At 68.9% G+C, this 23736-nt stretch carries 28 protein-coding genes; 15 read left to right on the forward strand and 13 right to left on the reverse strand.

What is annotated here, in order from left to right:
• The first annotated feature begins 12 nt into the window (after nt 1–12).
• Nucleotides 13–396 carry an SgcJ/EcaC family oxidoreductase gene (locus DI276_RS00650; protein WP_112261271.1) on the forward strand — a complete coding sequence of 128 codons (384 nt, stop codon included), beginning with the start codon at nt 13–15 and terminating at the stop codon, nt 394–396.
• Here the strand turns inward: DI276_RS00650 and DI276_RS00655 are convergent.
• From DI276_RS00655 to DI276_RS00665, 3 genes are all read right to left on the reverse strand, one after another.
• Nucleotides 393–1436 carry a chitinase gene (locus DI276_RS00655; RefSeq protein WP_112261272.1) on the reverse strand — a complete coding sequence of 348 codons (1044 nt, stop codon included), beginning with the start codon at nt 1434–1436 and terminating at the stop codon, nt 393–395. The genes DI276_RS00650 and DI276_RS00655 overlap by 4 nt on opposite strands.
• Nucleotides 1437–1646: 210 nt before the next feature.
• A complete protein-coding gene (locus tag DI276_RS00660; protein ID WP_112261273.1) occupies nt 1647–2579 on the reverse strand; it encodes an SDR family NAD(P)-dependent oxidoreductase in 933 nt (310 codons plus the stop codon).
• On the reverse strand, nt 2576–3529 hold the full coding sequence (locus DI276_RS00665) for an SDR family NAD(P)-dependent oxidoreductase (protein ID WP_112261274.1): 954 nt from the start codon (nt 3527–3529) through the stop codon (nt 2576–2578). Before DI276_RS00665 ends, DI276_RS00660 begins: the two co-directional genes overlap by 4 nt.
• 108 nt (nt 3530–3637) lie before the next feature.
• On the opposite strand from DI276_RS00665, the gene DI276_RS00670 reads away from it, so the two are divergent.
• Nucleotides 3638–4189 carry a TetR/AcrR family transcriptional regulator gene (locus DI276_RS00670; RefSeq protein ID WP_232836360.1) on the forward strand — a complete coding sequence of 184 codons (552 nt, stop codon included), beginning with the start codon at nt 3638–3640 and terminating at the stop codon, nt 4187–4189.
• On the opposite strand, the gene DI276_RS00675 is transcribed toward DI276_RS00670, so the two are convergent.
• Nucleotides 4125–4601 carry a GbsR/MarR family transcriptional regulator gene (locus tag DI276_RS00675; protein WP_112261276.1) on the reverse strand — a complete coding sequence of 159 codons (477 nt, stop codon included), beginning with the start codon at nt 4599–4601 and terminating at the stop codon, nt 4125–4127. The two genes, DI276_RS00670 and DI276_RS00675, sit on opposite strands and share 65 nt — an antisense overlap.
• A gap of 60 nt (nt 4602–4661) precedes the next feature.
• Here DI276_RS00675 and DI276_RS00680 point away from each other — a divergent pair, with 60 nt between their 5' ends.
• From DI276_RS00680 to DI276_RS00690, 3 genes are read left to right on the forward strand one after another with little or no spacing between them, the layout of a single operon-like run.
• The gene (locus DI276_RS00680) at nt 4662–5180 is read left to right on the forward strand and encodes an FAD-dependent oxidoreductase (protein WP_112261277.1); all 519 of its coding nucleotides are present in this window, start codon (nt 4662–4664) and stop codon (nt 5178–5180) included.
• An 11-nt stretch (nt 5181–5191) separates the two neighbouring features.
• Nucleotides 5192–6706, forward strand: a complete 1515-nt coding sequence (locus tag DI276_RS00685) for an alkaline phosphatase D family protein (protein WP_112261278.1) — start codon at nt 5192–5194, stop codon at nt 6704–6706.
• Nucleotides 6703–7827, forward strand: coding sequence for a hypothetical protein (locus DI276_RS00690; protein WP_232836361.1), 1125 nt, complete (start codon nt 6703–6705; stop codon nt 7825–7827). The genes DI276_RS00685 and DI276_RS00690 overlap by 4 nt, the downstream gene beginning before the upstream one ends.
• Before the next feature lie 36 nt (nt 7828–7863).
• On the opposite strand, the gene DI276_RS00695 is transcribed toward DI276_RS00690, so the two are convergent.
• Nucleotides 7864–8898, reverse strand: coding sequence for an aldo/keto reductase (locus DI276_RS00695; RefSeq protein ID WP_112261707.1), 1035 nt, complete (start codon nt 8896–8898; stop codon nt 7864–7866).
• A gap of 124 nt (nt 8899–9022) precedes the next feature.
• On the opposite strand from DI276_RS00695, the gene DI276_RS00700 reads away from it, so the two are divergent.
• Complete coding sequence (locus DI276_RS00700) at nt 9023–9412, forward strand: MerR family transcriptional regulator (protein WP_112261708.1); 390 nt, start codon at nt 9023–9025, stop codon at nt 9410–9412.
• 10 nt (nt 9413–9422) lie between these two features.
• The gene (locus DI276_RS00705) at nt 9423–10091 is read left to right on the forward strand and encodes an MOSC domain-containing protein (RefSeq protein ID WP_112261280.1); all 669 of its coding nucleotides are present in this window, start codon (nt 9423–9425) and stop codon (nt 10089–10091) included.
• Nucleotides 10092–10250: 159 nt separating this feature from the next.
• Here the strand turns inward: DI276_RS00705 and DI276_RS00710 are convergent, their stop codons facing one another.
• Nucleotides 10251–10658 (reverse strand): protein-tyrosine phosphatase family protein, encoded by a 408-nt coding sequence (locus tag DI276_RS00710; RefSeq protein ID WP_408610482.1) that lies wholly within the window; start codon nt 10656–10658, stop codon nt 10251–10253.
• A 124-nt stretch (nt 10659–10782) separates the two neighbouring features.
• Here DI276_RS00710 and DI276_RS00715 point away from each other — a divergent pair, with 124 nt between their 5' ends.
• From DI276_RS00715 to DI276_RS00725, 3 genes are read left to right on the forward strand one after another with little or no spacing between them, the layout of a single operon-like run.
• Entirely contained in the window at nt 10783–10992 is a 210-nt protein-coding gene (locus tag DI276_RS00715) for a hypothetical protein (RefSeq protein ID WP_112261282.1), read from the forward strand.
• A 7-nt stretch (nt 10993–10999) separates the two neighbouring features.
• On the forward strand, nt 11000–13528 hold the full coding sequence (locus DI276_RS00720) for a histidine kinase (protein ID WP_112261283.1): 2529 nt from the start codon (nt 11000–11002) through the stop codon (nt 13526–13528).
• Entirely contained in the window at nt 13525–14178 is a 654-nt protein-coding gene (locus tag DI276_RS00725; protein ID WP_112261284.1) for a response regulator, read from the forward strand. The genes DI276_RS00720 and DI276_RS00725 overlap by 4 nt, the downstream gene beginning before the upstream one ends.
• On the opposite strand, the gene DI276_RS00730 is transcribed toward DI276_RS00725, so the two are convergent.
• The gene (locus tag DI276_RS00730; RefSeq protein ID WP_112261285.1) at nt 14175–14564 is read right to left on the reverse strand and encodes a DUF1304 family protein; all 390 of its coding nucleotides are present in this window, start codon (nt 14562–14564) and stop codon (nt 14175–14177) included. The genes DI276_RS00725 and DI276_RS00730 overlap by 4 nt on opposite strands.
• Entirely contained in the window at nt 14561–14950 is a 390-nt protein-coding gene (locus tag DI276_RS00735; RefSeq protein WP_112261709.1) for a cupin domain-containing protein, read from the reverse strand. Before DI276_RS00735 ends, DI276_RS00730 begins: the two co-directional genes overlap by 4 nt.
• 89 nt (nt 14951–15039) lie before the next feature.
• Here DI276_RS00735 and DI276_RS00740 point away from each other — a divergent pair, with 89 nt between their 5' ends.
• Complete coding sequence (locus tag DI276_RS00740) at nt 15040–16044, forward strand: response regulator transcription factor (RefSeq protein WP_112261286.1); 1005 nt, start codon at nt 15040–15042, stop codon at nt 16042–16044.
• Between the two features lie 46 nt (nt 16045–16090).
• Entirely contained in the window at nt 16091–17449 is a 1359-nt protein-coding gene (locus DI276_RS00745; protein ID WP_198680382.1) for an FAD-dependent oxidoreductase, read from the forward strand.
• On the opposite strand, the gene DI276_RS00750 is transcribed toward DI276_RS00745, so the two are convergent.
• From DI276_RS00750 to DI276_RS00765, 4 genes are all read right to left on the reverse strand, one after another.
• Nucleotides 17415–17885: a hypothetical protein gene (locus DI276_RS00750; protein ID WP_112261288.1), complete on the reverse strand. Its 471-nt coding sequence runs from the start codon at nt 17883–17885 to the stop codon at nt 17415–17417. The two genes, DI276_RS00745 and DI276_RS00750, sit on opposite strands and share 35 nt — an antisense overlap.
• Nucleotides 17886–17913: 28 nt before the next feature.
• Nucleotides 17914–18441 carry a sigma-70 family RNA polymerase sigma factor gene (locus tag DI276_RS00755; RefSeq protein WP_112261289.1) on the reverse strand — a complete coding sequence of 176 codons (528 nt, stop codon included), beginning with the start codon at nt 18439–18441 and terminating at the stop codon, nt 17914–17916.
• A gap of 142 nt (nt 18442–18583) precedes the next feature.
• Nucleotides 18584–18976 carry a response regulator gene (locus DI276_RS00760; protein ID WP_157984438.1) on the reverse strand — a complete coding sequence of 131 codons (393 nt, stop codon included), beginning with the start codon at nt 18974–18976 and terminating at the stop codon, nt 18584–18586.
• Between the two features lie 110 nt (nt 18977–19086).
• Complete coding sequence (locus DI276_RS00765) at nt 19087–19512, reverse strand: VOC family protein (RefSeq protein ID WP_112261291.1); 426 nt, start codon at nt 19510–19512, stop codon at nt 19087–19089.
• A 92-nt stretch (nt 19513–19604) separates the two neighbouring features.
• Between DI276_RS00765 and DI276_RS00770 the strand changes: the two genes are divergently transcribed.
• Nucleotides 19605–20573 carry a helix-turn-helix transcriptional regulator gene (locus DI276_RS00770; RefSeq protein WP_112261292.1) on the forward strand — a complete coding sequence of 323 codons (969 nt, stop codon included), beginning with the start codon at nt 19605–19607 and terminating at the stop codon, nt 20571–20573.
• Here the strand turns inward: DI276_RS00770 and DI276_RS00775 are convergent.
• Nucleotides 20527–21174 (reverse strand): Clp protease N-terminal domain-containing protein, encoded by a 648-nt coding sequence (locus DI276_RS00775; protein WP_112261293.1) that lies wholly within the window; start codon nt 21172–21174, stop codon nt 20527–20529. The two genes, DI276_RS00770 and DI276_RS00775, sit on opposite strands and share 47 nt — an antisense overlap.
• Before the next feature lie 92 nt (nt 21175–21266).
• On the opposite strand from DI276_RS00775, the gene DI276_RS00780 reads away from it, so the two are divergent.
• Both DI276_RS00780 and DI276_RS00785 read left to right on the forward strand, forming a co-directional pair.
• Nucleotides 21267–22961 (forward strand): serine/threonine-protein kinase, encoded by a 1695-nt coding sequence (locus tag DI276_RS00780; protein WP_112261294.1) that lies wholly within the window; start codon nt 21267–21269, stop codon nt 22959–22961.
• Nucleotides 22961–23692, forward strand: a complete 732-nt coding sequence (locus tag DI276_RS00785; protein ID WP_112261295.1) for an SDR family NAD(P)-dependent oxidoreductase — start codon at nt 22961–22963, stop codon at nt 23690–23692. Before DI276_RS00780 ends, DI276_RS00785 begins: the two co-directional genes overlap by 1 nt.
• The last annotated feature ends 44 nt before the right edge of the window (nt 23693–23736 follow it).

Raw genomic sequence — 23736 nt, forward strand, 5'->3', positions numbered from 1 at the left:
GACGATCTTGGCATGACGAACACGACCGAGATCGAGAAGCTTGTCGCCACTGTCCAGCACGCGCAGCAGAACGAGCTGCCGGAGGAGTTCATCGACCTGTTCAGAGAGGACGCGATCTGGACCACCGCACACGGCAAGCGGTTGTTCGGACGGGACGAGATCGCCTCCTTCACGCGCAAGGTGCTGCCCGGCGCGGGGAAGGAGGCGCTCGCGACCTACGAGGTGTCGCACGTGCTGTTCATCCGCCCCGACGTGGCGGCCGTGAAGATCCGTCAGCGTCGGATCTCACCTGACGGCGAGTACTTGGACGTCGCGGAGGGGTCGCCGCTCTACGTCCTGTCTCGTGAGGACGGAGAGTGGAAGATCGCCGCCGGGCAGAACACCGTGGTGCTCTAACGACCTTGCAGCGACTTCACCTTGTCGCCGAACGTCCAGTTCTTCGAGCCGTCCCAGTTGATCGACCAGGTCATGAGCCCCTTGAGCTGACCGTTGAAGCTGTTCCACGCCTGACCGACCAAACTGGGGCTCATGTACCCGCCACCGGCCCCAGGCTGCGCGGGCAGACCCGGCACCTGCTTGTCGTAGGGCACCCGGATCGTGGTGCCCTGCACGACCAGGCCCTTGTTCAGGCACTGGGTCTGCACGACGAAGCCCTGCACGGTCCCGGCCTGGTAGCTGTCGCCGGCGCAGCCGTACATGGAACCGTTGTAGTACTGCATGTTGAGCCACCAAAGGCGGCCGTTGTCCGCGTACTTCTTGATGATCGGCAGGTACGCACCCCAGATCGACCCGTAAACGATGCTGCCGCCCGTCACGTACGCGGTCTCCGGCGCCATCGTGAGGCCGAACCCCGCGGGCATCGCGGCCAGTACGCCGTCGATGATGCGGATGAGGTTGGCCTGGGAGGCGGACAGCTGGTTGATGTTGCCGCTGCCGACCAGGCCCGTCTCGATGTCGATGTCGATGCCGTCGAAGTTGAACTTCTTCAGGATCGGCACGACCGTTGCGACGAACCGGTTGGCCACAGTGGCCGAGCTCAGGTCGATGCCCGCCGCGGCGCCACCGATCGACAGCAGAATCGTCGCGCCGGCCGCCTTCGCCGCGCACATCTCGGCGGGCGTGGCGACCTTGACGCCGGCGTCCATGCCGTCCTCCCACAGCACGGTGCCGTCGGGGCGGATGACGGGGAACGCCGCGTTGATGACGTTGTAGCCGTGCTGCTTGATGCGGCTGTCGGTGATGGGGGTCCAGCCGAACGGCGGGTGGACGCCGTTTTGCGCGCCGTCCCAGTTTTCCCAGTAGCCGTGCAGGACCTTGCCTGCTGGGCGCGGCTTTGGTGCGCAGGTTTCGGCTGCCTGGGCTGAGGTCGGTGTGAGGACCGTGCTCAGGAGGAGGAGCAGGGCTGTCAGCGCCTTGGGGAGGAAGCGGGCAGACATTCGCTCACCTTTCGCGTTCAGGCGGCGACCCTTTGTCATTGAAGCATGAAATGGTCCAGACCTCTACCGGGGTTGGGGGCGGGCTGTGGCGTCGAGGTGGCGAGGGCCATCGGGGTGCTGCTGTCGTGCTTGGAAGTTGGGGCGAGAGCGCCGAGAGCCAGCGCGCCACGGGTGGCGTCCCTGGCCCTCGGCGTTGGGGTGGCGTGGCGGTTAGAAGCCGAGAGTGGTTTCGGAGACCTTCCACAGTTGGGCTGCTGCTTCTGGGTCTTGGGCATAGGGGGCCACGCCGCGGAGGTGGGAGTCGCCGGAGACCGGGGGTGCCTCGTTGCAGTCTTCGAAGTAGCGGCCCGAGATGTTGTCCAGGAGGGGCGTGGTGGCTACCACGAGGGTGGTGGCGGCGCCTTGTTCCGGGGTTTTCACGCGGCGGGTGGTGGTGGCGCCGCTTTGGCGGATGCGGGCTTGGAGTTCGTCCTCGGTCAGGTGGCGTTGGAGGTTGGTGGCGATGCTGCCTGGCATCAGGGCGTTCATCGTGATGCCGTAGGAGGCCCAGCGCTTGCCGGCTTCCAGGCCGAAGAGGATGTTTGCCGTTTTGGACTGGCCGTAGGCTTCCCAGCGGTCGTAGGGGCGCTGGTCGTAGTGGAGGTCGTCGAACACGACCGGGCTCATCAGGTGGGCCGACGAGCTCACGTTCACCACGCGGGCGCCTTCGGCTCGTAGCGAGTTGAAGAGGCCCAGCGTCAGCGTGAAGTGGCCGAAGTGGTTGGTGGCCAACTGGAGTTCCCAGCCCTCTGGGGTGCGGGTCAGCGGGGTGGCCATCACGCCCGCGTTGTTGATCAGCAGGTGGAGGGGGCCGTCCCAGTTGCGGACGAAGGCCTTCACCGAGGCTTGCGAGGCCAGGTCGAGGGGCGCTACCGAGATCTTCTTGTTGCCCGTGGCTGCGATCAGGGTCGTGGCCACGCGTTGGGCCGCGTCGATGTCGCGGGCCGCGATGGTCACCTGGGCGCCTGCGGCGGCTAAAGCGCGGACGGTTTCCACGCCGATGCCTGAGGCGCCGCCGGTCACGATGGCGCGGCGGCCCGTCAGGTCTACGCCGTCGACCACTTCGAGGGCGGTCGTTTCGAAGCCGTAGCCGGTGGTGATCATGCCTGTTCCCCGATCTTGAGCGTGTCCTCGGAGACCTTCCACAGCTGGGCGGCGGCTTCCGGGTCGTGTGCGTAGGCGGCCAGGCCGCCCGGCATGCCGGGCTCGTGCGGCAGGGCCTCGTTGCAGTCTTCGAAGTAGAGGCCCGAGCAGCCTTCGACGAGCGGGGAGACGGCCAGCACCAGCGTGGTGGCTGCGCCCTGTTCCGGCGTCTTGAGCTGCATCGGCTTGCCGGAGGCGCCGCGCAGTCGGCGGCGCTCCTCGATCTCCTCCGGCGTGATGTGGCGCTGCAGGGCCGTGAGGATGCCGCCTGGCATCAGGGCGTTCATCGTGATGCCGGCGGACGACCAGCGTTTGCCGGCCTCCACGCCGAAGAGGATGTTCGCGGTCTTGGACTGGCCGTACGCCTGCCAGCGGTCGTACTCGCGGCGTTCGAAGTGGATGTCGTCGAACACGACCGGGCTCGAGAGATGACCGGCCGAGCTGACGTTCACGACGCGGGCGCCCTCGGCTCGCAGCGCGTCGAACAGGCCCAGCGTCAGCGTGAAGTGACCGAAGTGGTTCGTGGCGAACTGGAGCTCCCAGCCCTCCGGCGTGCGGGTCAGCGGGGTGGCCATCACGCCCGCGTTGTTGATCAGCAGGTGCAGCGGGCCTGCCCACGAGCCGACGAAGGCCTTCACCGAGTCCTGCGAGGTCAGCTCCAGCGGAGCGACGAAGATCTGCTTGTTGCCCGTCGCGGCCGACAGCGCGGCGGCGACGCGCTCGCCCGCTTCGACGTTGCGGGCGGCGATGGTGACCTCGGCGCCCGCGGCGGCCAGCGCTCGCACGGTCTCGACACCGATGCCCGACGCCCCACCGGTGACCACGGCGCGACGGCCGGACAGGTCGACGCCCTCGACGACCTCGAGAGCGGTGGTCTCGAAGCCGAACGGGGTGGTGATGCGCTCACTCATCTGAATTCCCCAACCTGTGTCGTACACTGAAACGGAGGTTCCTCCGGTTCGGGTTCCACTGTAACCGGAGGGTCCTCCGTTTAGCAAGTGACCCACAGGAGTGATGAAGTGCGCGCTGACGCCGTTCGCAACCGCGGACTGCTGCTCGAGGTGGCGCTCGACGCGTTCACCCACGAGAAGGACGTGACGCTCGGGGCCATCGCCAAGAAGGCGGGCGTCGGGATCGGCACGCTCTACCGGCACTTCCCCACCCGCGAGTCGCTGATCGAGGCCGTCTACCGCACGGAGCTGGAGAAGCTCTGCGACGCGGCGCCCGAACTGCTGGCCACGCACGAGCCCAAAGAAGCGCTGCGGGAGTGGATGGACCGCTTCATCGCCTACATGGCCACGAAACGCGACCTCAAGGACGCGCTGCAGGCCGTGATCGCACTGGGCGTGAACCCGTTCGAGCACAGCCGCGCCAAGATGACCGAGGCGTTGAGCAGCCTGCTGGCACCGCTCGGGGCGACGACCGAGCCGATGGACGTCATGGCGATGCTCGTCGCCATCGGCCAGAACGGCGACCCTGATCAGGCGAAACGCATGCTCGACCTGGTCATGGACGGGATCCTCCACGGCGCTGCTGCTCAAAGCGCTCCACCAGCATCGGAGCCTCGTTGAGCAGGAACGCGTAGAAGTCCCGCATGTAGGTGAGCCGCTCGTGCGCGAGACCCGGCTCGACCGCCTCGACGCCCTTCTGCACGGCGTTGAGCACGTCGTCCACGACCGAGTGCTGCCGCGAGTACAACGTCGTCCAGGCGTTGTCGCGCATCCGGAAGTGCTCACGCCGGCTGCCGGCCACGTAGATCCGCTCGATCAGGCCCATCTGCGCGACCATCTTGACCGCACCCGACACCGATCCCGCGCTCACCCCGAGCTCGTCGGCGAGATCCCCCGCGGTCAGCGACTCCTGCTCCGTGAACAGGAACGCGGCGATCGTCCGCGCCGCCATCCGCTGCATCCCGGCGCCGACCAGCGTGAGCGCCAGCTGTTCGGCTGCTTCCCTGCGTGGTGTCTCGCCGGTCACAGTCATCCTGTCTTCAGAAATTTCTGAACGTTCGCTAGCCTCAATCCTAGGGGGAAGGGGCTGGCCATGGCCACAGCACTCGTCATAGGCGCCGGGATCGCGGGGCTCGCGACCGCGCTCCGGTTGACCCGCAGCACATGGGACGTCGTGGTGCTCGATCACGGCAAGCACTACGACCCGGTGCCGCTGCGAGGCCCGGACCTGCACGCGGCACGGCGGCTGTCCGCGCTGCCGTACCCGCTCTACTACGAGACCCGCCACAGCACCGTCACCTCACTGCAGCCGGACCGGTTCGGCGTCACGGTCGCGTTCAACGACCACGACGACGAGTGGTTCGACATCGTCGTGTGCGCCCAACCGTGTTGCGAGGCCGACCGATTACCAGGCCTGCGCCTCGAGTCCTGGTCCCGCGACCACGTTGCGCTGCTGTACCGGGCCGTGCAGGACACCGAGATCCCGCTGTGCGCCGCCGAACTGCTGGCGGACGCGTTCGACATCCACACCGACGACCACGCCGCATTCTCTTGGTGGGAAACCACTCTGAAGCCGCACGCAATTAGGCGGGCCTTTACCCGCGTTCGGTAAGCCTGCGGGTCATGACCACGTTACGGAGACGCACCTTCATCGTGGGCGGCCTCGCGGGAGCGAGCGCCGGAGTCCTCGTTCCCCACCTGGCCAACGCGATCGGTTACCCGTTCACCCTCGGCGTCGCGTCCGGCGAGCCCGCCGCCGACGGGTTCGTCATCTGGACCCGCCTCGCCCCCAACCCCCTCAACGCCGACGGTCTCGGCGGCATGCCGAACACCAACACCGCCGTCGAATGGCAGGTCGCCACCGACGAACGCTTCGCGAGCATCGCCCGCACCGGCACGTTCACGACGACCCAGGCGGGCGCGCATTCGGTGCACGTCACCCTCACCGGCCTCGAACCGGGCCGCGAGTACTGGTACCGCTTCCGCACCGGCGGCCACATCTCCCCCGTCGGCCGCGCGCTCACCGCACCGGCCGTCGGCACGCAACCCGAGCTGACCATGCTCTTCGCCTCGTGCTCGCACTACGAGGAGGGCTACTTCACGGCCTACCGCCGGATGGCCGAGGAGCACCCCCACCTGGTCCTGCACCTCGGCGACTACATCTACGAGGGCGCCGCCAGCACCACGCGCGTCCGCCAGTTCACGCCCGCCACCGAGATCAGCACGCTGGCGCACTACCGGGTCCGGCACGCCCAGTACAAGACCGATCCGGACCTGCAGGCCGCGCACGCCGCCGCGCCGTGGCTGGTGGTCTGGGACGACCACGAGGTCGAGAACAACTACGCCGACCTGATCCGCAACGACACGAACCCGGCCGGTGACTTCAAGGCCCGCCGCGCCGCCGCGTACAAGGCGTACTACGAGCACATGCCGCTCCGCAGCGCGCAGGCTCCAAGTGCGGAGAACATGTTGCTGCACCGCAGGGTTCGCTGGGGCAGCCTCGCCACGTTCCACATGCTCGACACCCGCCAGTACCGCGACGACCAGGCGTGCGGTGACGGCACCAAGGTCTGCCCGGCCGCCGACGACCCGGCCCGCTCGCTCACCGGCACGTCGCAGGAGACGTGGCTGATCGACGGCCTCCGCCAGAAGCTCGGCACCTGGGACTTCCTGGGCCAGCAGGTGTTCTTCGCCCAACGCCTCGCGGCCGCGGACGGCTCGAAGAGCATGGACGCGTGGGACGGCTACACCGCCAACCGCACGCGCATCCAGAACGCGTGGGAGACCAACGGCAACAAGGGCACCGTGGTCCTCACCGGCGACGTGCACCGCAGCTGGGCCTCGAACCTGATGCAGAACTACGGGACCCAGAACCGGATCATCGGCACGGAGCTCGTCACCACGTCGATCACGTCCGGCGGTGACGGCAACGCGGCGGACAACAGCCTCAACCCGACGCTGAACCCGCACGTGAAGTACTTCAAGAACCTGCGCGGCTACGTGAGGACCCGCACCAGCTCCGCCGAGATGCGCGTCGACTTCCGCGCCGTCGACAAGGTCACCGTGCGCGACTACCCGGTGAAGACCGTCGGCAGCTACGTCGTCGAGGCCACCAACCCCGGATTGCAGGCGCCGTGAAAACTCTGCTGATCGCCTCACTCCTGCTGGCACCCGCGCCGATCACCTGGTCCACGGTCAACAGCGACTCGACCGGCGACCAGGACAACGCGTCCGTCTCCGCCACCCGCAACGGCTACACGGCCGTGGTGTGGGAGGACGACCGCGACACCACCGCTCCCGAGGACCCGATCCACTCCGACGTCTGGATCCGGCTCTACCGGGAGGGCACCTCCCTCTACGAGAAGAAGCTCTCGACCGGCGGCACCGGGAACTGGCGGCACTGGCAGCCCGACGTGTCGTTGCACGAGAACGGCACCGCTGTCGTCGTGTGGTCGGAAGACCCGGACGGCAACGGTTTCTACAACATCGCGGTCCGCTCGGTGAGCACGACCGGTGCGGTCTCCGGTTCCGGCACGGCCAACGCGAACTCCGACGGACAGCAGCACTTCCCGAGCGTCGCGGCCGATCCGGACACCGGCGGCTTCGCGGTCACGTGGGAGGACAAGCAGGGCACGAACGCGCCGACCGTCCGGGTGAGCGGGTTCGCGTCCATCTCGTCCAAGACCTACGAGGCCCAGGTCAACAACGCGGGCGGCACCCACGCGAAGCCCCAGGTGGCGATGAGCGCCGCGGGCAACGCGATCGTGGCGTGGGAGGCGGACGCGAACGTCGCCCGCAAGATCCTCACCCCGTCCGGTGGCGTGAAGCAGGCGCAAACCGTTGTCGGGCAGGGGAAGCGGCCTGCGGTGGCGGCCAACTTCAACGGCGACTTCGCGGTCGCGTGGGAGCAGGCCGGGGTTCGGTCGCGGTCGTTCAGCGCTGCTGGTGCCGTCCGGGGTGCGGCTGATGCGGTGACGACCGGTGGTGATCCGCAGATCGGGATCGACGACCAGCTCGGCGTCGCGGTGACCACGGCGGAGGCGCAGGACGTCTACACCGTGGTCTACAACCCGGATGGCACCACGACCGGGCGGCCTGCGCGCCAGCTCACGGTGTCGAACGCCACGGGCCGTCAGGACCAGCCTGCGGTGGGTGTCGACCCGTGGGGGCGGATTTCCGTGGTGTACACCGATGACAACGACGGCAACGGGTTCGACCAGGTCTACCTGGGCACGGGTTTGACGACCCAGGCCTGGTAGCTGTGCGGGGGCGTGGCCTGGCCACGCCCCCGGTCTTCAGCGCTGGTCGAGCGGGCGGCGCCGGCGGTGGACGTCCGCCAGCGACACGGGCTTCCACCAGCCCTGCACGTCGTAGGTGTCCTCACCGGGCGGCACGATCTCGTCGATGCGGTCCAGCACGTCGTCGGTCAGCACCAGCGAAGCACCTTCCAGCAACGACTCCAGCTGCTCCATCGTGCGGGGCCCGGTGATCGCCGAGGTCACCGCCGGATGCGTCGTCACGAACGCGATCGCCAGCGCCGGCAGCGACACCCCCATCTCGTCGGCCAGCTTCGCGAACTGCTCCACGGCGTCGAACTTCGCGGCGTTGCGCGGCAACGACTCGTCGAACCGCTCCGGCGCCAGCGTGGCCCGGAAGGCCTCAGCCGACGCGCCGCGCCGGTGCTTGCCCGACAGGAAACCGCCGCCCAGCGGGCTCCACACCAGCACGCCCATGCCGAGGCGCTGGCACGTCGGCAGCACGGACCGTTCGACCCCGCGCGCCAGCATCGAGTACGGCGGCTGCTCGGTGCGGAACCGCATCAGCCCGCGGTTCAGCGACACGTGGTGCGCCTCCACGATCTCCTCCGCGGGGAACGTCGAGCACCCGAACGCCCGGATCTTCCCGTCCCGCACGAGATCGGTGAGCACCGAGAGCGTTTCCTCGACGTCGGTCGTGTAGTCCGGCCGGTGCACCTGGTACAGGTCGATCCAGTCGGTGTCGAGGCGGCGCAGGCTGTCCTCGACGGCCCGGACGATGTAACGGCGTGAGTTGCCGCTGCGGTTGCGGCCTTCGCCCAGCGGGAAGTGCACCTTCGTCGCCAGCACGACATCGTGACGGCGGTCTTTCAGAGCCTTGCCGACGATCTCCTCCGACTCCCCCGCCGAGTACATGTCGGCGGTGTCGACGAAGTTGATGCCGGCGTCGAGGGCGCGGTGGATGATCCGCACGCCCTCGTCGTGGTCTTTGTTGGCGACGTCGCCGAACATCATGGCGCCGAGGCAGTGGTGACTGACCTCGATGCCGGTTCCCCCAAGTACGCGATAACGCATCGTCATGCCGGGAAACCTACGAACTAGAGCCGCCTCTAGGTCAAGATCTAGCTCGTGACGTCCGCAGACATCGCGGCGGCGTCGGCTCGCCCCGGCGCGTGAGCAGGCACATATGCTCGGGCGCATGGGGTTGAGCATCGGGCAGGTGGCCGAACGCACCGGACTGAGCGTGCACGCGCTGCGGTTCTACGAGAAGGAGGGCATCCTCGCCCACCAGGTCCACAGAGGACCGGGCGGGCGGCGGGTGTACACGCAGCAGGACGTCGACTGGCTGCGGATGTGCATCATGCTCCGGATGTCCGGAATGCCCGTGCCGGAGATCCGCCGCTACACCGAGCTGGTCCGCCAAGGGGACGGCAACGAGCTGCAGCGGCTCGACATCCTCAAGGAGCACCAGGAGCGGGTCCGGCAGCAGATGGTGCAGCTGCAGGACTGCCTGGACCTCATCACTCACAAGGTCGGGATTTACCAAGATTACGTAAATTCGATCGCCGCCAAGGCCGTCGGCCAATAGCCTCGGGCGCATGCCCGTCGTGCTCTCGCTGAACATCGCCCAGAAGACGGCCCCGGCCGACTACGCCCGCGCTGGCGTGACCGGTATCGACAAGCGTCCGGTCGACGGGCCGCTGGAGGTCCACCCGCCTGGGCCGCGGGGCAGCGGCGGCAGTGGGGTGGCCGGCGACGCGATCGGCGACTGGACCGTCCACGGGGGCGACTACCAGGCCGTTTACGGGTACGCGCGCGAGGACCTCGACTGGTGGCAGTCCGAGTTGGGCGAGGAGTTCCACAACGGTCAGTTCGGCGAGAACCTGACCACGCAGGGCATCGACCACACGAGTGCGCTCGTCGGTGAGCGCTGGCGGGTCGGCACGGCGACGCTGGAGGTCACCGGACCGCGGATCCCGTGCCGGACGTTTGCCGAGTTCCTCGGGCAGCGCGGCTGGGTCAAGCGGTTCACGCAGGTCGTGCGGCCCGGCGCCTACTTCCGGGTGCTGGAGGCCGGGCTGATCGCGCCGGGTGACGAGATCACCGTGCTGCACCGGCCGGACCACGACGTCACGGTCGAGCTGTTCTTCCGGGCCGTCACGACCGAGGCGGACCTCCTCCCCCGCCTGCTGGAGGCGGGGGATTCGGTGCCGCCCGAGGTGATCGAGCTCGTGCACAAGCGCAATGCGGTCAAGCTTGATTCCTAGTGGCGTGGCCCAGAACGTTGCCAGGCGAATTCGCGGTCAGACGGGTGCATCGTGGTGCCGCCCCCGCGTCTTCATACTGGACGTATGGGGGCGCGGGGGCGGTGCCGCGAGGTGCCCTGCTGAGCGTGAATTACCCGGCCGTCGTTCTGGGCCACGCCACTAGTTGGCCGGAAAACGCCTGACCCAGCGCTTTTGCCACGGCGTTTCGACTGCGCGCCGGTGGTAGTTGGCGCGCGCCCAGGCCACGGCTTCCGCGGCGGGCACACCGGACAACACGGCCAGGCACGAGATGACGGTGCCGGTGCGGCCGACGCCGCCGGTGCACGCCACCTCGACGCGTTCGCCGGCCAGCGCGCGGGCATGCAGGGCGCGGATCAGCCTGATCGCGGCGTCGTGGTCACGCGGCAGGCGGAAGTCCGGCCAGTCGATCCAGTCGTGCGGCCACGGCACGTCGACAGGTCGCGGCTGCAGATACACCCCGTACTCGGGCTGCGGCTCCACGAGCTTGCCGTCCCGCAGGCCACGCCCGGTGACGACGGCCCCGTCAGGCAGTTCGACGGTCTTCACGAACAGTTCCCCCAAACAGTCGCATCAAGCAAATAGCGTGAAATTCTGTCATGTCTGCTTCGCTGAATTCCTCCATTCGTATTACGCTCGCGATTCGGTTCACGCCAGAACTGCGAGGTGACGGGTGCGACGACGCGCCAGGGATGACAGGCGGTTCACCGGGCTGACCATCCTCGTCGCGGCCACCGGTTTGGTGCTCTTCCTACCTCCTCTGCTCACCGCCGCGAACGACGGGGGCACCATCGCGGGCGTGCCGGCGGTCGCGGCCTACCTGTTCGGCGCGTGGGTCGTCGTGATCGCGCTGGTCGCCCTGCTCGTGCGCCGGTCGGGATGAGCCGGACGTGCTCCAGACCTGGTTGATCATCGGGGTGTCGGTCGCCTACCTCGGCGTGCTGTTCGCCATCGCGTTCTACGGCGACCGCCGCGCCGACGCCGGCCGCAGCATCGTCGGCCGCGGCACCATCTACGCGCTCTCGCTGGCCGTCTACGCGACGTCGTGGACGTACTACGGCAGCGTCGGCCGCGCGGCGTCCACGGGCGTGGGCTTCCTGTCGATCTACCTCGGGCCGACGATCATGCTCGCGCTCGGCTGGGTGGTGCTGCGCCGGATCATCCACATCAGCCACCGCCACCGCATCACGAGCCTCGCCGACTTCGTGTCCGCCCGCTACGGCAAGAGCGTGCGGCTGGGCGGCCTCGTCGCGGCGATCGCCGTCGTCGGTGTCGTGCCGTACATCGCCTTGCAGCTCAAAGCCGTCTCCACCACGTTCGAGATCATCCGCCGGGCCCCGGAGATCACGCCGTCGTCCGCGCTCGGACAGGTGCCGCTGCTCGAGGACACCGCGCTCTACGTGGCACTGCTGCTCGCGGGCTTCACGATCCTGTTCGGCACCAGGCATCTCGACGCCACCGAACGCCACGAGGGCATGGTCACCGCCATCGCGTTCGAGTCGGTCGTGAAGCTCGTGGCGTTCGTGGCGGCCGGCATCACCGTGACCTGGGGCCTCTACAACGGTTTCGGCGACCTGTTCAGCCAGGCCTCCCGAGCAGGCCACACCGCGCTGTTCACCCTCGGCGACTCGACCGGCACCTGGGTGTGGCTGAACGTGTTGTCGCTCTTCGCCATCGTGCTGCTGCCCCGGCAGTGGCAGGTCGGCGTCGTGGAGAACGTCGATGAACGCCACGTGAAGCAGGCCATGTGGATGACGCCGCTGTACATGCTGCTGATCAGCCTGTTCGTGCTGCCGATCGCCGCGGCGGGCCTGCTGCGGTTCGGTTCCGGCGCCGAGGCCGACACGTTCGTGCTGACCGTCCCGATGGCCGCGGGCCTGGACGCGTTGGCGCTGCTGGTGTTCGTCGGCGGCCTGAGCGCGGCGACCGGCATGATCATCGTGGAGACCGTCGCGTTGTCCACGATGGTGTCGAACTCGATCGTCGTGCCGATGTTGCTGCGCCGCGGCTACGAAGGCAGCCTGGCGAAACTCGTCCTGCTCACCAGGCGCCTGTCGATCGTCGCGATCATGCTCCTCGGCTATGCGTACTTCCGCCTCGCCGGGGAAAGCGCCGCCCTGGTCTCCATGGGCCTGGTCTCGTTCGCGGCCGTCGCGCAGTTCGCGCCCGCGATCATCGGCGGCCTGTACTGGAAGGGCGGCACCCGCAACGGCGTCATGGCTGGCCTCGTCGGCGGGTTCGCCGTGTGGACGTACACGTTGCTGCTGCCCAACTTCGCCGCCACCGGCTGGGTGCCGCGCGGGTTCCTCGACGACGGCCCGTTCGGCATCGCGGCGCTGCGCCCGGAACATCTGCTCGGCATCACCGGCATGGACAACATCAGCCACGGCATGTTCTGGAGCATGCTCGTCAACGTCGGCTGCTACCTCGGCGTCTCGCTGCTGGGCCGCCCGCAGGCCCGCGAACAGGCGCAGGCCGTCCTCTTCGTCGACGCCCTCGACGACCCGAACCGCCCACGCCTGTGGCGCAACCGCGTGTCGGTCCAAGCCCTGCACGAAGTCCTGGTCCGCTCGCTGGGCCACCGGGCAGCCGACCAAGCGCTCGCCGGCGCCGACTCCACGAAGGACGCTGACGCCGACCTGATGCACCAGGTGGAAACCGTGCTCGCCGGCGCGGTCGGTGCCGCGTCCGCCCGCATGATGCTCACCTCCGTGGCCGGCGAGGAACAGCTCGGTGTGGAAGAGGTCATGGAGATGCTCGACGAGGCCTCCCAGGTCGCCGCGCTGGAAGAACGCCACCGGCTGGCCCGCGAGCTGCACGACTCGGTCTCCCAGGCGCTGTTCTCCATGACCCTGCACACCCGAGCCGTGGAACTGGCGCTGCAGAAGCAGGGCGGCGACCCCGACGGCCCGGTCGCGCGCGGCATCACCGAACTGCGCAGCCTCACCCAGGACGCACTGGCCGAGATGCGCGCCTCGCTGTTCCAGCTGCGCCCCGACGCGCTGCGCGAAGACGGCCTGGCCGAGGCGATCCGCAAGCAGTCGGCCGCCATCGCCTCCCGCGAAGGCGTCGTCATCGCCGTCGAAGCACCCGGCTACCGGCTCTCCCTGGACGACCGCGCGGAAGAAGAACTGTTCCGCGTCGTCCAGGAAGCCGTGCACAACGCCATCAAGCACGCCCACCCCGCCCGCATCGACATCACGCTCTTCGAGGAAGACGGCGTGATCATTGAGGTGGCCGACGACGGTACTGGCTTCGACCCCGCTACGGTCTCCTCCAACGGCATGGGCCTGGTGAGCATGCGGGAGCGGATGAACCGCATCGGCGGCGATCTCGTCATCGACAGCACCCCGGCGGGATCCACCACGATCAGAGCGGTCTTGCCCTCACGAACAGCGCAGGCAGGAGATCAGCGATGAGCACGATCCGGGTGTTCCTCGTCGACGACCACGCGGTGGTGCGACGCGGCATGCGGGCGTTCTTCGAGATGCTGGACGACATCGAGGTCGTCGGCGAGGCGGGCGACGGCCAGGCGGCCCTCGACGAGCTCGCCGTCCGCGCCACCGCGGGCGACCTGCCCGACGTCGTGCTGATGGACCTCCTCATGCCCCGCCTGGACGGCATCGGCGCCACCAAGGCGATCAAGCAGCTCTACCCCCAGGTCGAGGTGGTGGCGCTGACCTCGTTCTCCGAGGCCGAACGCGTCCACGTCGCCCTCGAAGCCGGCGCGGCGGGTTACCTGCTCAAAGACGCCGAGGCCGACCAGGTCGGCGCCGCGGTCCGCGCGGCCATGCGCGGCCAGGTCCACCTCGACCCCGCCGTCGCCCGCACCCTGACCCGATCGCTGGTCGCACCGCAACGCACGGCCACCGCGCTCACCCCTCGCGAGCGCGAAATCCTCGTGCTGGTGGCGCACGGCAAGTCGAACCGCGACATCGCCGAAGCGCTCGTGATCTCCGAACGCACCGCGCGCACCCACGTCTCCAACGTGCTGAACAAGCTCGGCCTCGCCTCACGCACCCAAGCCGCGCTGTGGGCGGTGCGCGAGGGCCTGGTCACCGGCCCCTAAGCGAACAGCAGCACCACCAACGCCGGGGCTCCCTGGGCTGCAACGCCTCCCCACGCGGTGTTGCGCGGCCGCGACATCGCCAGCTGGTCCGCGACCGCCAGCACGATGCTGGACAGCACCATGAACCAGGCCGTGTAGAGCACCAACGTGCGGCCGACCAGCTCCTGGCCGTTCCACAACGCGACCAGCCCGGCGACCGTGCCGCCCGCCAGGAAGAGGTTGTAGAACCCCTGCCCGAACCCCCACAGCCGGATCGCGGGCAGGTGCTCGGCCGGGATCCGGAACACCGAGTAGTGGACCCGGTCGAGCAGGAACGCCTCCCACACGAACACCAGCAGGTGCACCAGGATCGCGACTGCCGCCGCGACCTGAGCCACGGCGCTCACAGCGTGACCCCGTGCCGCGGCAACGCCTCCAGGCCGTTCGCGGAGAGGTCGCGGAAGAACGCACCCATCACGTCACCCACCGCGAAGGCCAGGAACTGCACCGACGGCGTGTGCACGGTGAACGTGTGCGGCGCTCTCGGCGGAATGACGATGGCGTCGCCGGGCGACAGGTCGTGCAGCTCGCCGTCGAGCAGCACGGCCATGCGTCCGTGCAACACGTAGTACGCCTTGGGCCACGGCGTGCGGTGCGGCGGCGCGGCCTCGCCTCGGGGAGCGTCGACCTCGAACAACTCGTACGCGCCGTCGGTGTGCTTGCCGGAGATCCGGACGGTGATCTTTGCGTCGGGCGCGGTGAGCTCCTCGCCCTCGCCAGTGGTCGTCATCATGCCCAGAAGCGTGACCAACCAGCGCAAACAGGTGTATCCCGGAAAACTGGGATGCCCGGACGCCGCGCTCCGAGCGCATACTGCCAACCATGTGGGAGGGTCGGGCGCTGAGCGTGCGCCGCGACGTGACAGCTCTGGCGAGCACCGGGCTGGACGTCGCGGAGCTGCACGCGGCGGCCATCGCGCTGGTGGACCGGGTGGTCCCGTGCGAGCTCACCTGCTGGGCCTCGATGGACCCCGACTCCGGCGCGATCAGCTCGATGACCAGCGGCGCCAACCGCATCCCGCAGCAGTACGAGCCGGTGCTCGCGAGCTGCGAGTACACGCCCGGCGAGCCGCACACGTTCGCGGCGCTGGCCCAGCGCGGCGACACCGTGGCCAAGCTGGAGGACAAGCGGTCCACCCGGCTCAACGAGGTCTGGCGGCCGCTCGGGCTCTCCCACGAGCTGCGCGCGCTGTTCTGGGCCGACGACACCTGCTGGGGCGCGGCGGGCATCGTGCGCACCAGCGACTTCAGCGAGCGCGAGCTGGAGTTCCTGGCCTCGGTGGCACCCGCGATAGGCGCCGCCACCCGCGTCGCCGCACGCACTGGTTCCAGAACCAGACGAACCGGCGAGTCCGCCATCGTCGTCGTGACCAAGGACGGGACCATCCGAGCTGCGACAGCCGCCGCGGCCCAGTGGCGCGACGAGCTGGAGGAGATCGCGCCAGGCCGGTTCGCGGTGATGCTGCGCGCCGCGGCCGCAGGGGCGCGGTCCGGGACCTTCAAAGCCAGGGTCCGGGACGCCCACGGCGGCTGGATCCTCCTCGAAGCGAGCGAACTCGTCAGCGACGAGGCCGGCGATGCCCACGGTGAGGCCGCCGTGACGATCAGCCGGGCGACCGGGCCGGAGCTGATCGGGTTGCTGCTGAAGGCGTACGGCGTGACTGCGCGCGAGCAGGACATCTGCCACGAGGTGCTCGCCGGCCAGTCGACGGCGGAGATCGCGGCACGGCTCACCATCTCGCCGTACACCGTGCAGGACCATCTCAAATCGCTCTTCGCGAAGTTCGACGTGCGCAGCCGCGCGGAACTTGTCGCCAAGCTGTCCTGACAACAGGACCTTCGGGGGATCGATTCGGGATCACTGCTCTGCCAGCATGAGCGCCATGTACTCCGACCGCGCCCTGGTCATCGGCGCCGGCTTCGCGGGACTGCTGGCGGCCAGGGTGTTGTCCGAGTCTTACGGCGACGTCGTGCTCGTGGAACGCGACGAGCTGGCCAGCAATGCCAAACTCGGCGATGTGGAACACCGCGCCGGCGTCCCCCAGGCCCACCACCCGCACGCGCTGCTGGCACGCGGGGCCGACGTGCTGGAAGCGCTGTTCCCCAGGCTCGGCGCGGAACTGAAAGCAGCCGGCGCGGTCCAGGCCGACCTCGGCAGCGACTTCATGAGCCGCGCCCCGGCCGGGTGGGCACCGCGCGACCCGATCGGCCTGAGCGTGCACTCCATGACGCGGGTGACCATCGAGCGGATCATCCGACGACGAGTGCTGAAGCTGCCGAACGTGTCCCTTGTGGACGGTGTCACGATCGACGAACTGCTGTCCGACCGCGGCACCATCACCGGCGTGGCAGGCCGCCGCGACGGCGAACCCTTCACCGACTACGCCGACCTGGTCGTCGACGCGTCCGGCCGCACCAGCAAGCTGGTCTCGTGGCTCGCGGAGCACGGCGTGCACTGCCCGGCCCCGATGATCGTGAACGGCCACCTCGCCTACACCTCACGCCTCTACCACGTGAACCACGACCTCGAGCTCGACTGGAAGACCGCGTACGAGATCACCCACGCCCCCAGCACCAAACGCGGCGGCGCGGTGTCCTCAGTGGACGGTGACCTGTGGTTCGTCACGCTGTTCGGCGCGGGCGGCGACGTGGCACCGACCGACGAGGACGGCTTCCTCTCCTACGCGGCCACCCTCGAGTGCCAGGACATCGCCGAGATCATCAAGACCGCCACCCCGGCGTCACCGATCTACCGCGTCGGCAACCTGCGCAGCCGCTGGAACCGCTTTCACAAGGTCCCGAACTGGCCACGCGGCCTGCTCGCGCTCGGCGACTCGGTCGTCTCGCTCAACCCCGTCTACGGCCACGGCATCACGCTTGCCGCCCTGAACTGCGCCGACCTGCGCGACCTGCTCAAGGAACACGACCTCGCCAAGGATCCGCTCGTGTTCCAGCGCGCGGTCGCCAAAACAGCGCAGATCCCGTGGATGTCCGCGACCACCACCGACCTCGGCTGGAGCCAGAAGAAGCTCTCGCTCAGCACGCGGTTCATGCGGTGGTACGCCCGCCGCCTGTTCGAGGTCATCCCGGGCAACCGGCGCGTCTACCGATCGTTCATCCGCGTCTCGCAGATGGTCGACCACCCCGCGTCGCTCTTCCGTCCGACGGTCTTGTGGCCCGTCTTGACAGGGCACAGTCTCAGCGGATGGCGCCTTCGGGCCAAAGAACGGTGACCGGCACGCCTCGCGACCGCGCATAGGCGACCACGTCAGCCGTGCCGCCAGGGCCACGGCCAGGCTGCCCGTCCCACACCGCCAGCAGCGAGTCCGACTCGTCGACCATCCGCTTGCCCGCCTCCATGTACGCCTGCGGATCAGGCGTGACGAACGGCAGCTGCACCACCTTGCCCGCACGCGCGAGCAACCGGTCGTAGACGGGCCGGTAGTCCTCCGGCAGCGACTCGCGGTATTCGGCGGCGGGCAACACGGCGACCAGGGAGCCACCGGCGTCCAGCACGGCCTGCGCGAACACGGCGTCCGCGCCGTCCGCCAGGCACGAAACCCCCACCACGTCGCCCGTCTCCGCAACTGCCGCACGGATCAGCTGATCGATCTCCTCCTCGAGCTCGGCGGAGAGGCCGCGGTGTCCGGTGATGGCGAGCTGCGTCATCTTGAGATGATATGCGGCCAAAGCGAAATCAGGCGGCAAGGCACAGATCCGAGGTCGCCAGGTGCGTCCTGAGCGAGCGCAAGGCGGAGTGAACGCGGGACTTCACGGTGCCGACGGGAATCCCGAGCACGGCGGACACCTCGTCGGGGCTGCGGCCGTGCAGGTACATGTGCACGACCACCTCACGCCGGTTCGGGGTCAGCTTCGCCATCGCGTCGGCGAGAGTGATCGCGTCGACGACCCGCGAGATCTCGCAGCGTTTCGCCGGCAGGTGGGCCAGGGCGGCGTCACCGGCCTCCACCGGGCGACGGTTGCGGTGCCGGACGCGGTCCACGACGAGGTTCCGGGCGACCGTGACGAGCCACGGTCTGGCTGCCTCCGGGCGGTGCGCGAGCCGCGGCGTTCGCCAGGCGCGCAGGAACGTCTCCTGCAGGAGGTCCTCGGCGAGCTGCGCGTCGCCGTTGGTGAGCGTGCGCAGGTACTTGTGCACCGATCGGCCGTGCATGCGGTAGATGTCCGCCAGTGCTCGGCCGTCCATTGTTTCGGCGGTGGTCATCGCTCGCCTCGCAATCCGGGCATCGGGGTGTGTGGCTAGAACTGTGCTCCCAGCCACACCCCGTCCGGATCGGTCGGCCGACCGAACCTGCCCGCGTAGTTGCGGAACCCCTGACCGGGACCGAAGTCCGGCCGCCCCTACGTCATCCGTCCTGCTCCGGGCAGGCCGACCGCAACGCGCTCACGAGCAGGTCCGAGCAGCCGTCCTTGGCGAGGAACGCGTACGCCCCGGCCGCGATCGCGCTGTCCGCGCACGCGTTGTTCAGACTCATTGCCACCACTGGGATTCCATGTTGCTCGGCGAAAACCCTGAGCAACGACAAGCCATCCCGTTCCGTGGGCATCAGGACGTCAACGATGGCAACCCCTGGCGCGGTCTCCTCGGCGACTCGCACGGCCGCCTCGGGGCTGCCGGCCTCGCCCACGACCTCGAACTCCGGATGCGCCAGCAGAAAAGTGCGCATGGCACTGCGCACCCGCGCGTCGTCGTCGACGATCAGCACGCGGATGGGCCCTCGCCCGCCGGGAACCTTCAACGGGCCCTCCCACAACCAACTGCCACAACCAACTGTCACTTCCAACTGCGGCATCCAGGAAGAAGTAGACGCCCCTGGCACGCCGCAGTTGGAGCGGCGAATGACGGCACTCACCCGAGACGTTTGTCCCGGTTCTCCTGGACAACCGACATGTAGTGAACGTTCGTCATGATCCCGAGGATGTTCCCGAACGGATCGACCACCGATGCGGTCACGTATCCCTCGCCACGCACTCGCGGTTCGTCGTGCGTCTTCGCACCGAGCTCGTGCAACCGAGCCAGCGTCGCCTCCAGGTCGTCCACCGCCCACAACAGGACCGCCCCTGCCGGCCCGTCCGAAGGCGTCACCTCGAACTTCCGCTGCGCGATCCCGAGCTCGGCCAGGTAGTCACCGATCCGGAACTCGACGTACCCCAATGAGCCGTCCGGCGCCCGCCCCTCGAAGTACGCCTCCACGCCCAGAAACTCGGTGTACCAAGCACGCGCCGCCGCCACGTCGTCGGCGTAGTAGGTCACGGTCGACATGCCTCGCAACATCAGAAACCCCTCCAGAAAATTTTCGGTGTCGGGGTTCAGCTTCGGCCGTAAAGTGCTCATCTAGTGAGCACTTTCACCGGAAACATGGAGACATGCGCGCAGACCGTCTTGTAGCCACGTTGCTGCTGATGCAGGCCAGAGGCCGGGTGACCGCCGCTGAGCTGGCCGAAGAGCTGGAAGTGTCGACGGCGACCGCCCGCCGCGACCTGGAAGCCCTGTCCACCGCGGGCGTCCCCGTCTACCCCCAACCGGGCCGAGGCGGCGGCTGGTCGCTCGTCGGCGGCGCCCGCACCGACCTGAGCGGCCTGACCGCGGCCGAGGCAAAGGCGCTGTTCCTGATCGCCGGCCCGGCCGCGAGCGTCGCACCCCAGGTGAAGTCAGCACTGCGAAAACTCGTCAGGGCACTGCCCCAGACCTTCCGCGCCCACGCCGAGGCCGCCGCGGAAGCCACCCTGATCGACACAGCCGGCTGGGGTGACGACACCAAAGATCGCCCGGTGCTGGTCGACGTCCTGCAAGAGGCCGTTGTGCAACAGATCCGCGTCCGCCTGACCTACCAGAAACGAGGCCGGCCACCGACCGGACGCACGGTCGACCCGTGGGGACTCGTCGACAAGGACGGCATCTGGTACTTCCTCGCCGGTACCGAGGACGGCCAGCGGACGTTCCGGATCGACCGGATCCTGGGCGCCGCCCTGACCGGCACCCCGTCGACCAGACCGCCGGACTTCGAGCTGGAGAAGGCCTGGGACTCGGTCGTCACGAAGATGGAGCAACGCCGTTCCGAAACCGCGGCGATCATGTTGGTGCCCACCAGGTTCCTGACGGTCTTCCAGGACATGCACGGCCGCCACTGCACCGTGCTCGACACGCTCCAAGACCACACCCGAGTCGAACTGACCGCCCCACGCCCGTTCGACATCGCCCGCAACATCGCCGGCTGGGGCAACCTGATCACCGTCGAGTCACCTCAGGAGGTGAAGGACGACCTCGCCCGCATCGGCGCCGAACTCGTCAGCCAATACCGGCCTGCTTCTCCAGCCGATCGAGCCGAGCCATGATCATCTCCAGGATCTTTCCGGCGTCCGGCGTCGCCTGCTGCTTCTGGAGGTGCACGATCCCCGCCAGCGCGGTCTGCACCGCCCGGCGGGTGCCCTTGAGGTCCGCGCCGAGCTCGCGGAGCACCTCGCCGCCCTTCCCGTCCGGCTCGGCGATGATGCCGAGCAGCAGGTGTTCGCAGCCCACGTAGTTGTGCCCGAGCGCCATCGCCTCGATCACGGCGAGCTCCAGCGCGTTGACCGCGTCCACCGCGAACCCGGTCCCCTGACCGGCCCCCACCGGAAAGCGCAGCGTCCGCGGGTCGATGTCGATCGCCCGCAGCACGTCCAGGGCCAGGTTGCCGCCCTCGTCGACGAGGGCCTGCGCCAACTCGGCCGTGGTGACCACCGGCGACTCCGACGCGAGCCGCAGCACCGTGCGCATCCGCTGGGTCAGCTGGGAGCCCCGCTCGCCGTCGAGATCGGCGACCGTGAGCCCGCGCACCGAGGTGATCCGCTTGACGGAGACTTCGAGCGCGCGCTGACAGATGGCGGAGACCGGAATGTTGAGGTCTTTGACCGTTTCGGCCAGGTCATCGGGCAGGTACACGTTGATTTTCGGCATAACCCCATATCTACCCCCAATTGGGGTTACAGTCAACGAAGAACGCGGCAACCGGCACACTTGCGGGTGATCAAGGGGACGGGAGCACGGGCGTGGAGGAGAAGAGCAGGCTCATCGGGAGCCGCTACCGGGTGCAGGAGAAGGTCGGCCAGGGCGCCATGGGCGTCGTCTGGCGGGCCTACGACGAGCAACTCGAACGCGTGGTGGCGGCGAAGGAGCTGCTCGCGCTCGACGGCCTCGACGACGCCAAGATCGCTCGCGCCAAGGCCAGGGCCATGCGCGAGGCCCGGCTGGCCGCCCGGCTCGAACACCCCAACGCCATCCGCGTCTACGACGTCGTGGAGGAGGACGGGCAGCCCTGGCTGATCATGGAGTACCTCCCCTCCCGCAGCCTCGCCGCCGTCATCACCGAGCAGGGCTCGCTGCCGCCCCGCGAGGTCGCCCGCATCGGTTGCTACACCGCCGCCGCGCTGGCCGCCGCGCACCGGCACGGCATCCAGCACCGCGACGTGAAGCCCGGCAACGTCCTGATCGGCGACCAGGAAGTCAAGATCACCGACTTCGGGATCTCGAAGGCCACCGACGACGGCACGGCCACCGCGACCGGCACCGTCGGCACGCCCGCCTTCTTCTCCCCCGAGGTCGCCCGCGGCGAGGACGCCGGTCTCCCGTCCGACGTCTTCTCGCTCGGCGCCACGCTCTACAACGCCGTCGAGGGCGGCCCGCCGTTCGGCACCGCCGACAACCACATCGCGATGCTGCACCGCGTGGCCAGCGGGTCGATCATGCCGCCGGCCAACGCCGGTCCGCTGCTGTCGCCCGTGCTGTTCCGGTTGCTGGCCACCGAACCCGAGCGCCGGCCGACCATGGAGGAGGCCGTCCACCTGCTGGCCGCGGTGGTGAACGAGACGCCGCAGGTGTCGGAGGCGACCGTGGTCATCCCGGCCACCGTGGAGCTGCCGGTCGAGGCGCAGCCGGAGGAGAAGGCCAAGCAGGAGGCCAGTGCGGCCGCCGCCGGCCTGGTCGCGGGGGCCGCTGCCGCCGAGGCCGCCAAGCTGACCGCACCCGAGCCCGAGCCCGAGCCGGAACCTGAGCCCGAGCCGGAGCCTGAACCGGAACCCGCGCCCGCAGCACCCGTTGTCGCGGAACCCGTTGTCGCACAACCGGAACCGACGCCCGTCCTGCCGACCCCGCTCCCCGAGCAGCCGAAGCCGGCAGAGAACCGCCGCAAGTTCCCGCTGGTCCCCATCGCGATCGTGCTCCTCGTGCTGGCCGTGGGCGTCGGCTCGTTCCTGTTGTGGCCCAAGGGTGACGGGAAGACGCCGACCAACCCCGCCGCGTCCGGCACGTCGTCCACGCCCACCACGAGCCAGACGCAACCGCAAACCCAGCCGCAGACGCCGACGGAAACCCCGTCGCAGACTCAGACGCAGACGAACCCTCCGGCCAGCAGCGCCCCGAACCCGCCTCCCGCGACGCCGCCGCAGACCGCCCAGCAGGCGATCGAGACCTACTACACGCAGGTCCCCGGGAACCTGGAGGCGGGCTGGGCGACCCTCACCGACGACTTCAAGGCCAGCTTCAGGCAGACTTTCCAGACGTACCAGCAGTTCTGGAGCCAATACACCGCGGTGCGGCTGTCGGACATCACGCCACAGGGCGACAACACCGTGACCGTCACGCTGCAGTACATGCGGGGGTCGAGTGTGGTCACCACCGAGCGCCACAGGTACACACTGGTACAGCAGAACGGGAAGTGGATGATCAACACCCAGGTGCCCGCCTGATGCGCGCCCTCGTCACCGGAGCGTCGCGCGGTATCGGTGCCGCCATCGCCCACGCCCTCGCGAACAACGGCCACCAGGTCGCCGTCCACTACCGCAGCGGCGCGGCCGAGGCCACCGAAGTCGCCAAAAGCCTTGCCGGCGACGGACATGCGACCGTCCACGGCGACCTCGGCGCGAACCAGGCCGAGCAGATCGTCGCCGAGACCGTCGAGAAGCTCGGCGGGCTCGACATCCTGGTCAACAACGCGGGCATCTACTTCCTCCACCAGATCGCCACGACCAGTTTCGAGGAGTGGCAAGACGCCTGGCGCCGCAACCTCGAGGTCAACCTGATCGGCCCCGCCGAGCTCGCCTGGCACGCGGTGCGGCACATGACGGATGGCGGCCGCATCATCAACATCGGCTCGCGGGGCGCCTACCGCGGTGAGCCGGACGCACCCGCGTACGGCGCCGCGAAGGCAGGGCTGCACGCGATGACCCAGTCACTCGCGCAGTCCCTTGCCCCGCAAGGCATCGCGGTCGCCGGTGTGGCGCCGGGCTTCGTGCGCACAGAGATGGTCACCGACCTCATGGCCGGCGCGGAGGGTGACGCCATCCGGGCGCAGAGCCCGTTCAACCGCGTCGCCGAGCCGGAGGAGGTCGCCGCGGCGGTCGCGTGGCTCGCGCAGCCCGAGGCCGTGTGGGCCAGCGGCACGATCATCGACGTGAACGGCGCGTCCTACCTCCGTTGATTCCCCGGACAGCGACCGGAACCAGTTCCGGTCGCTAGTTGATC

It is taken from the genome of Lentzea terrae, assembly GCF_003265345.1.
Lineage (GTDB): Bacteria > Actinomycetota > Actinomycetes > Mycobacteriales > Pseudonocardiaceae > Lentzea > Lentzea terrae.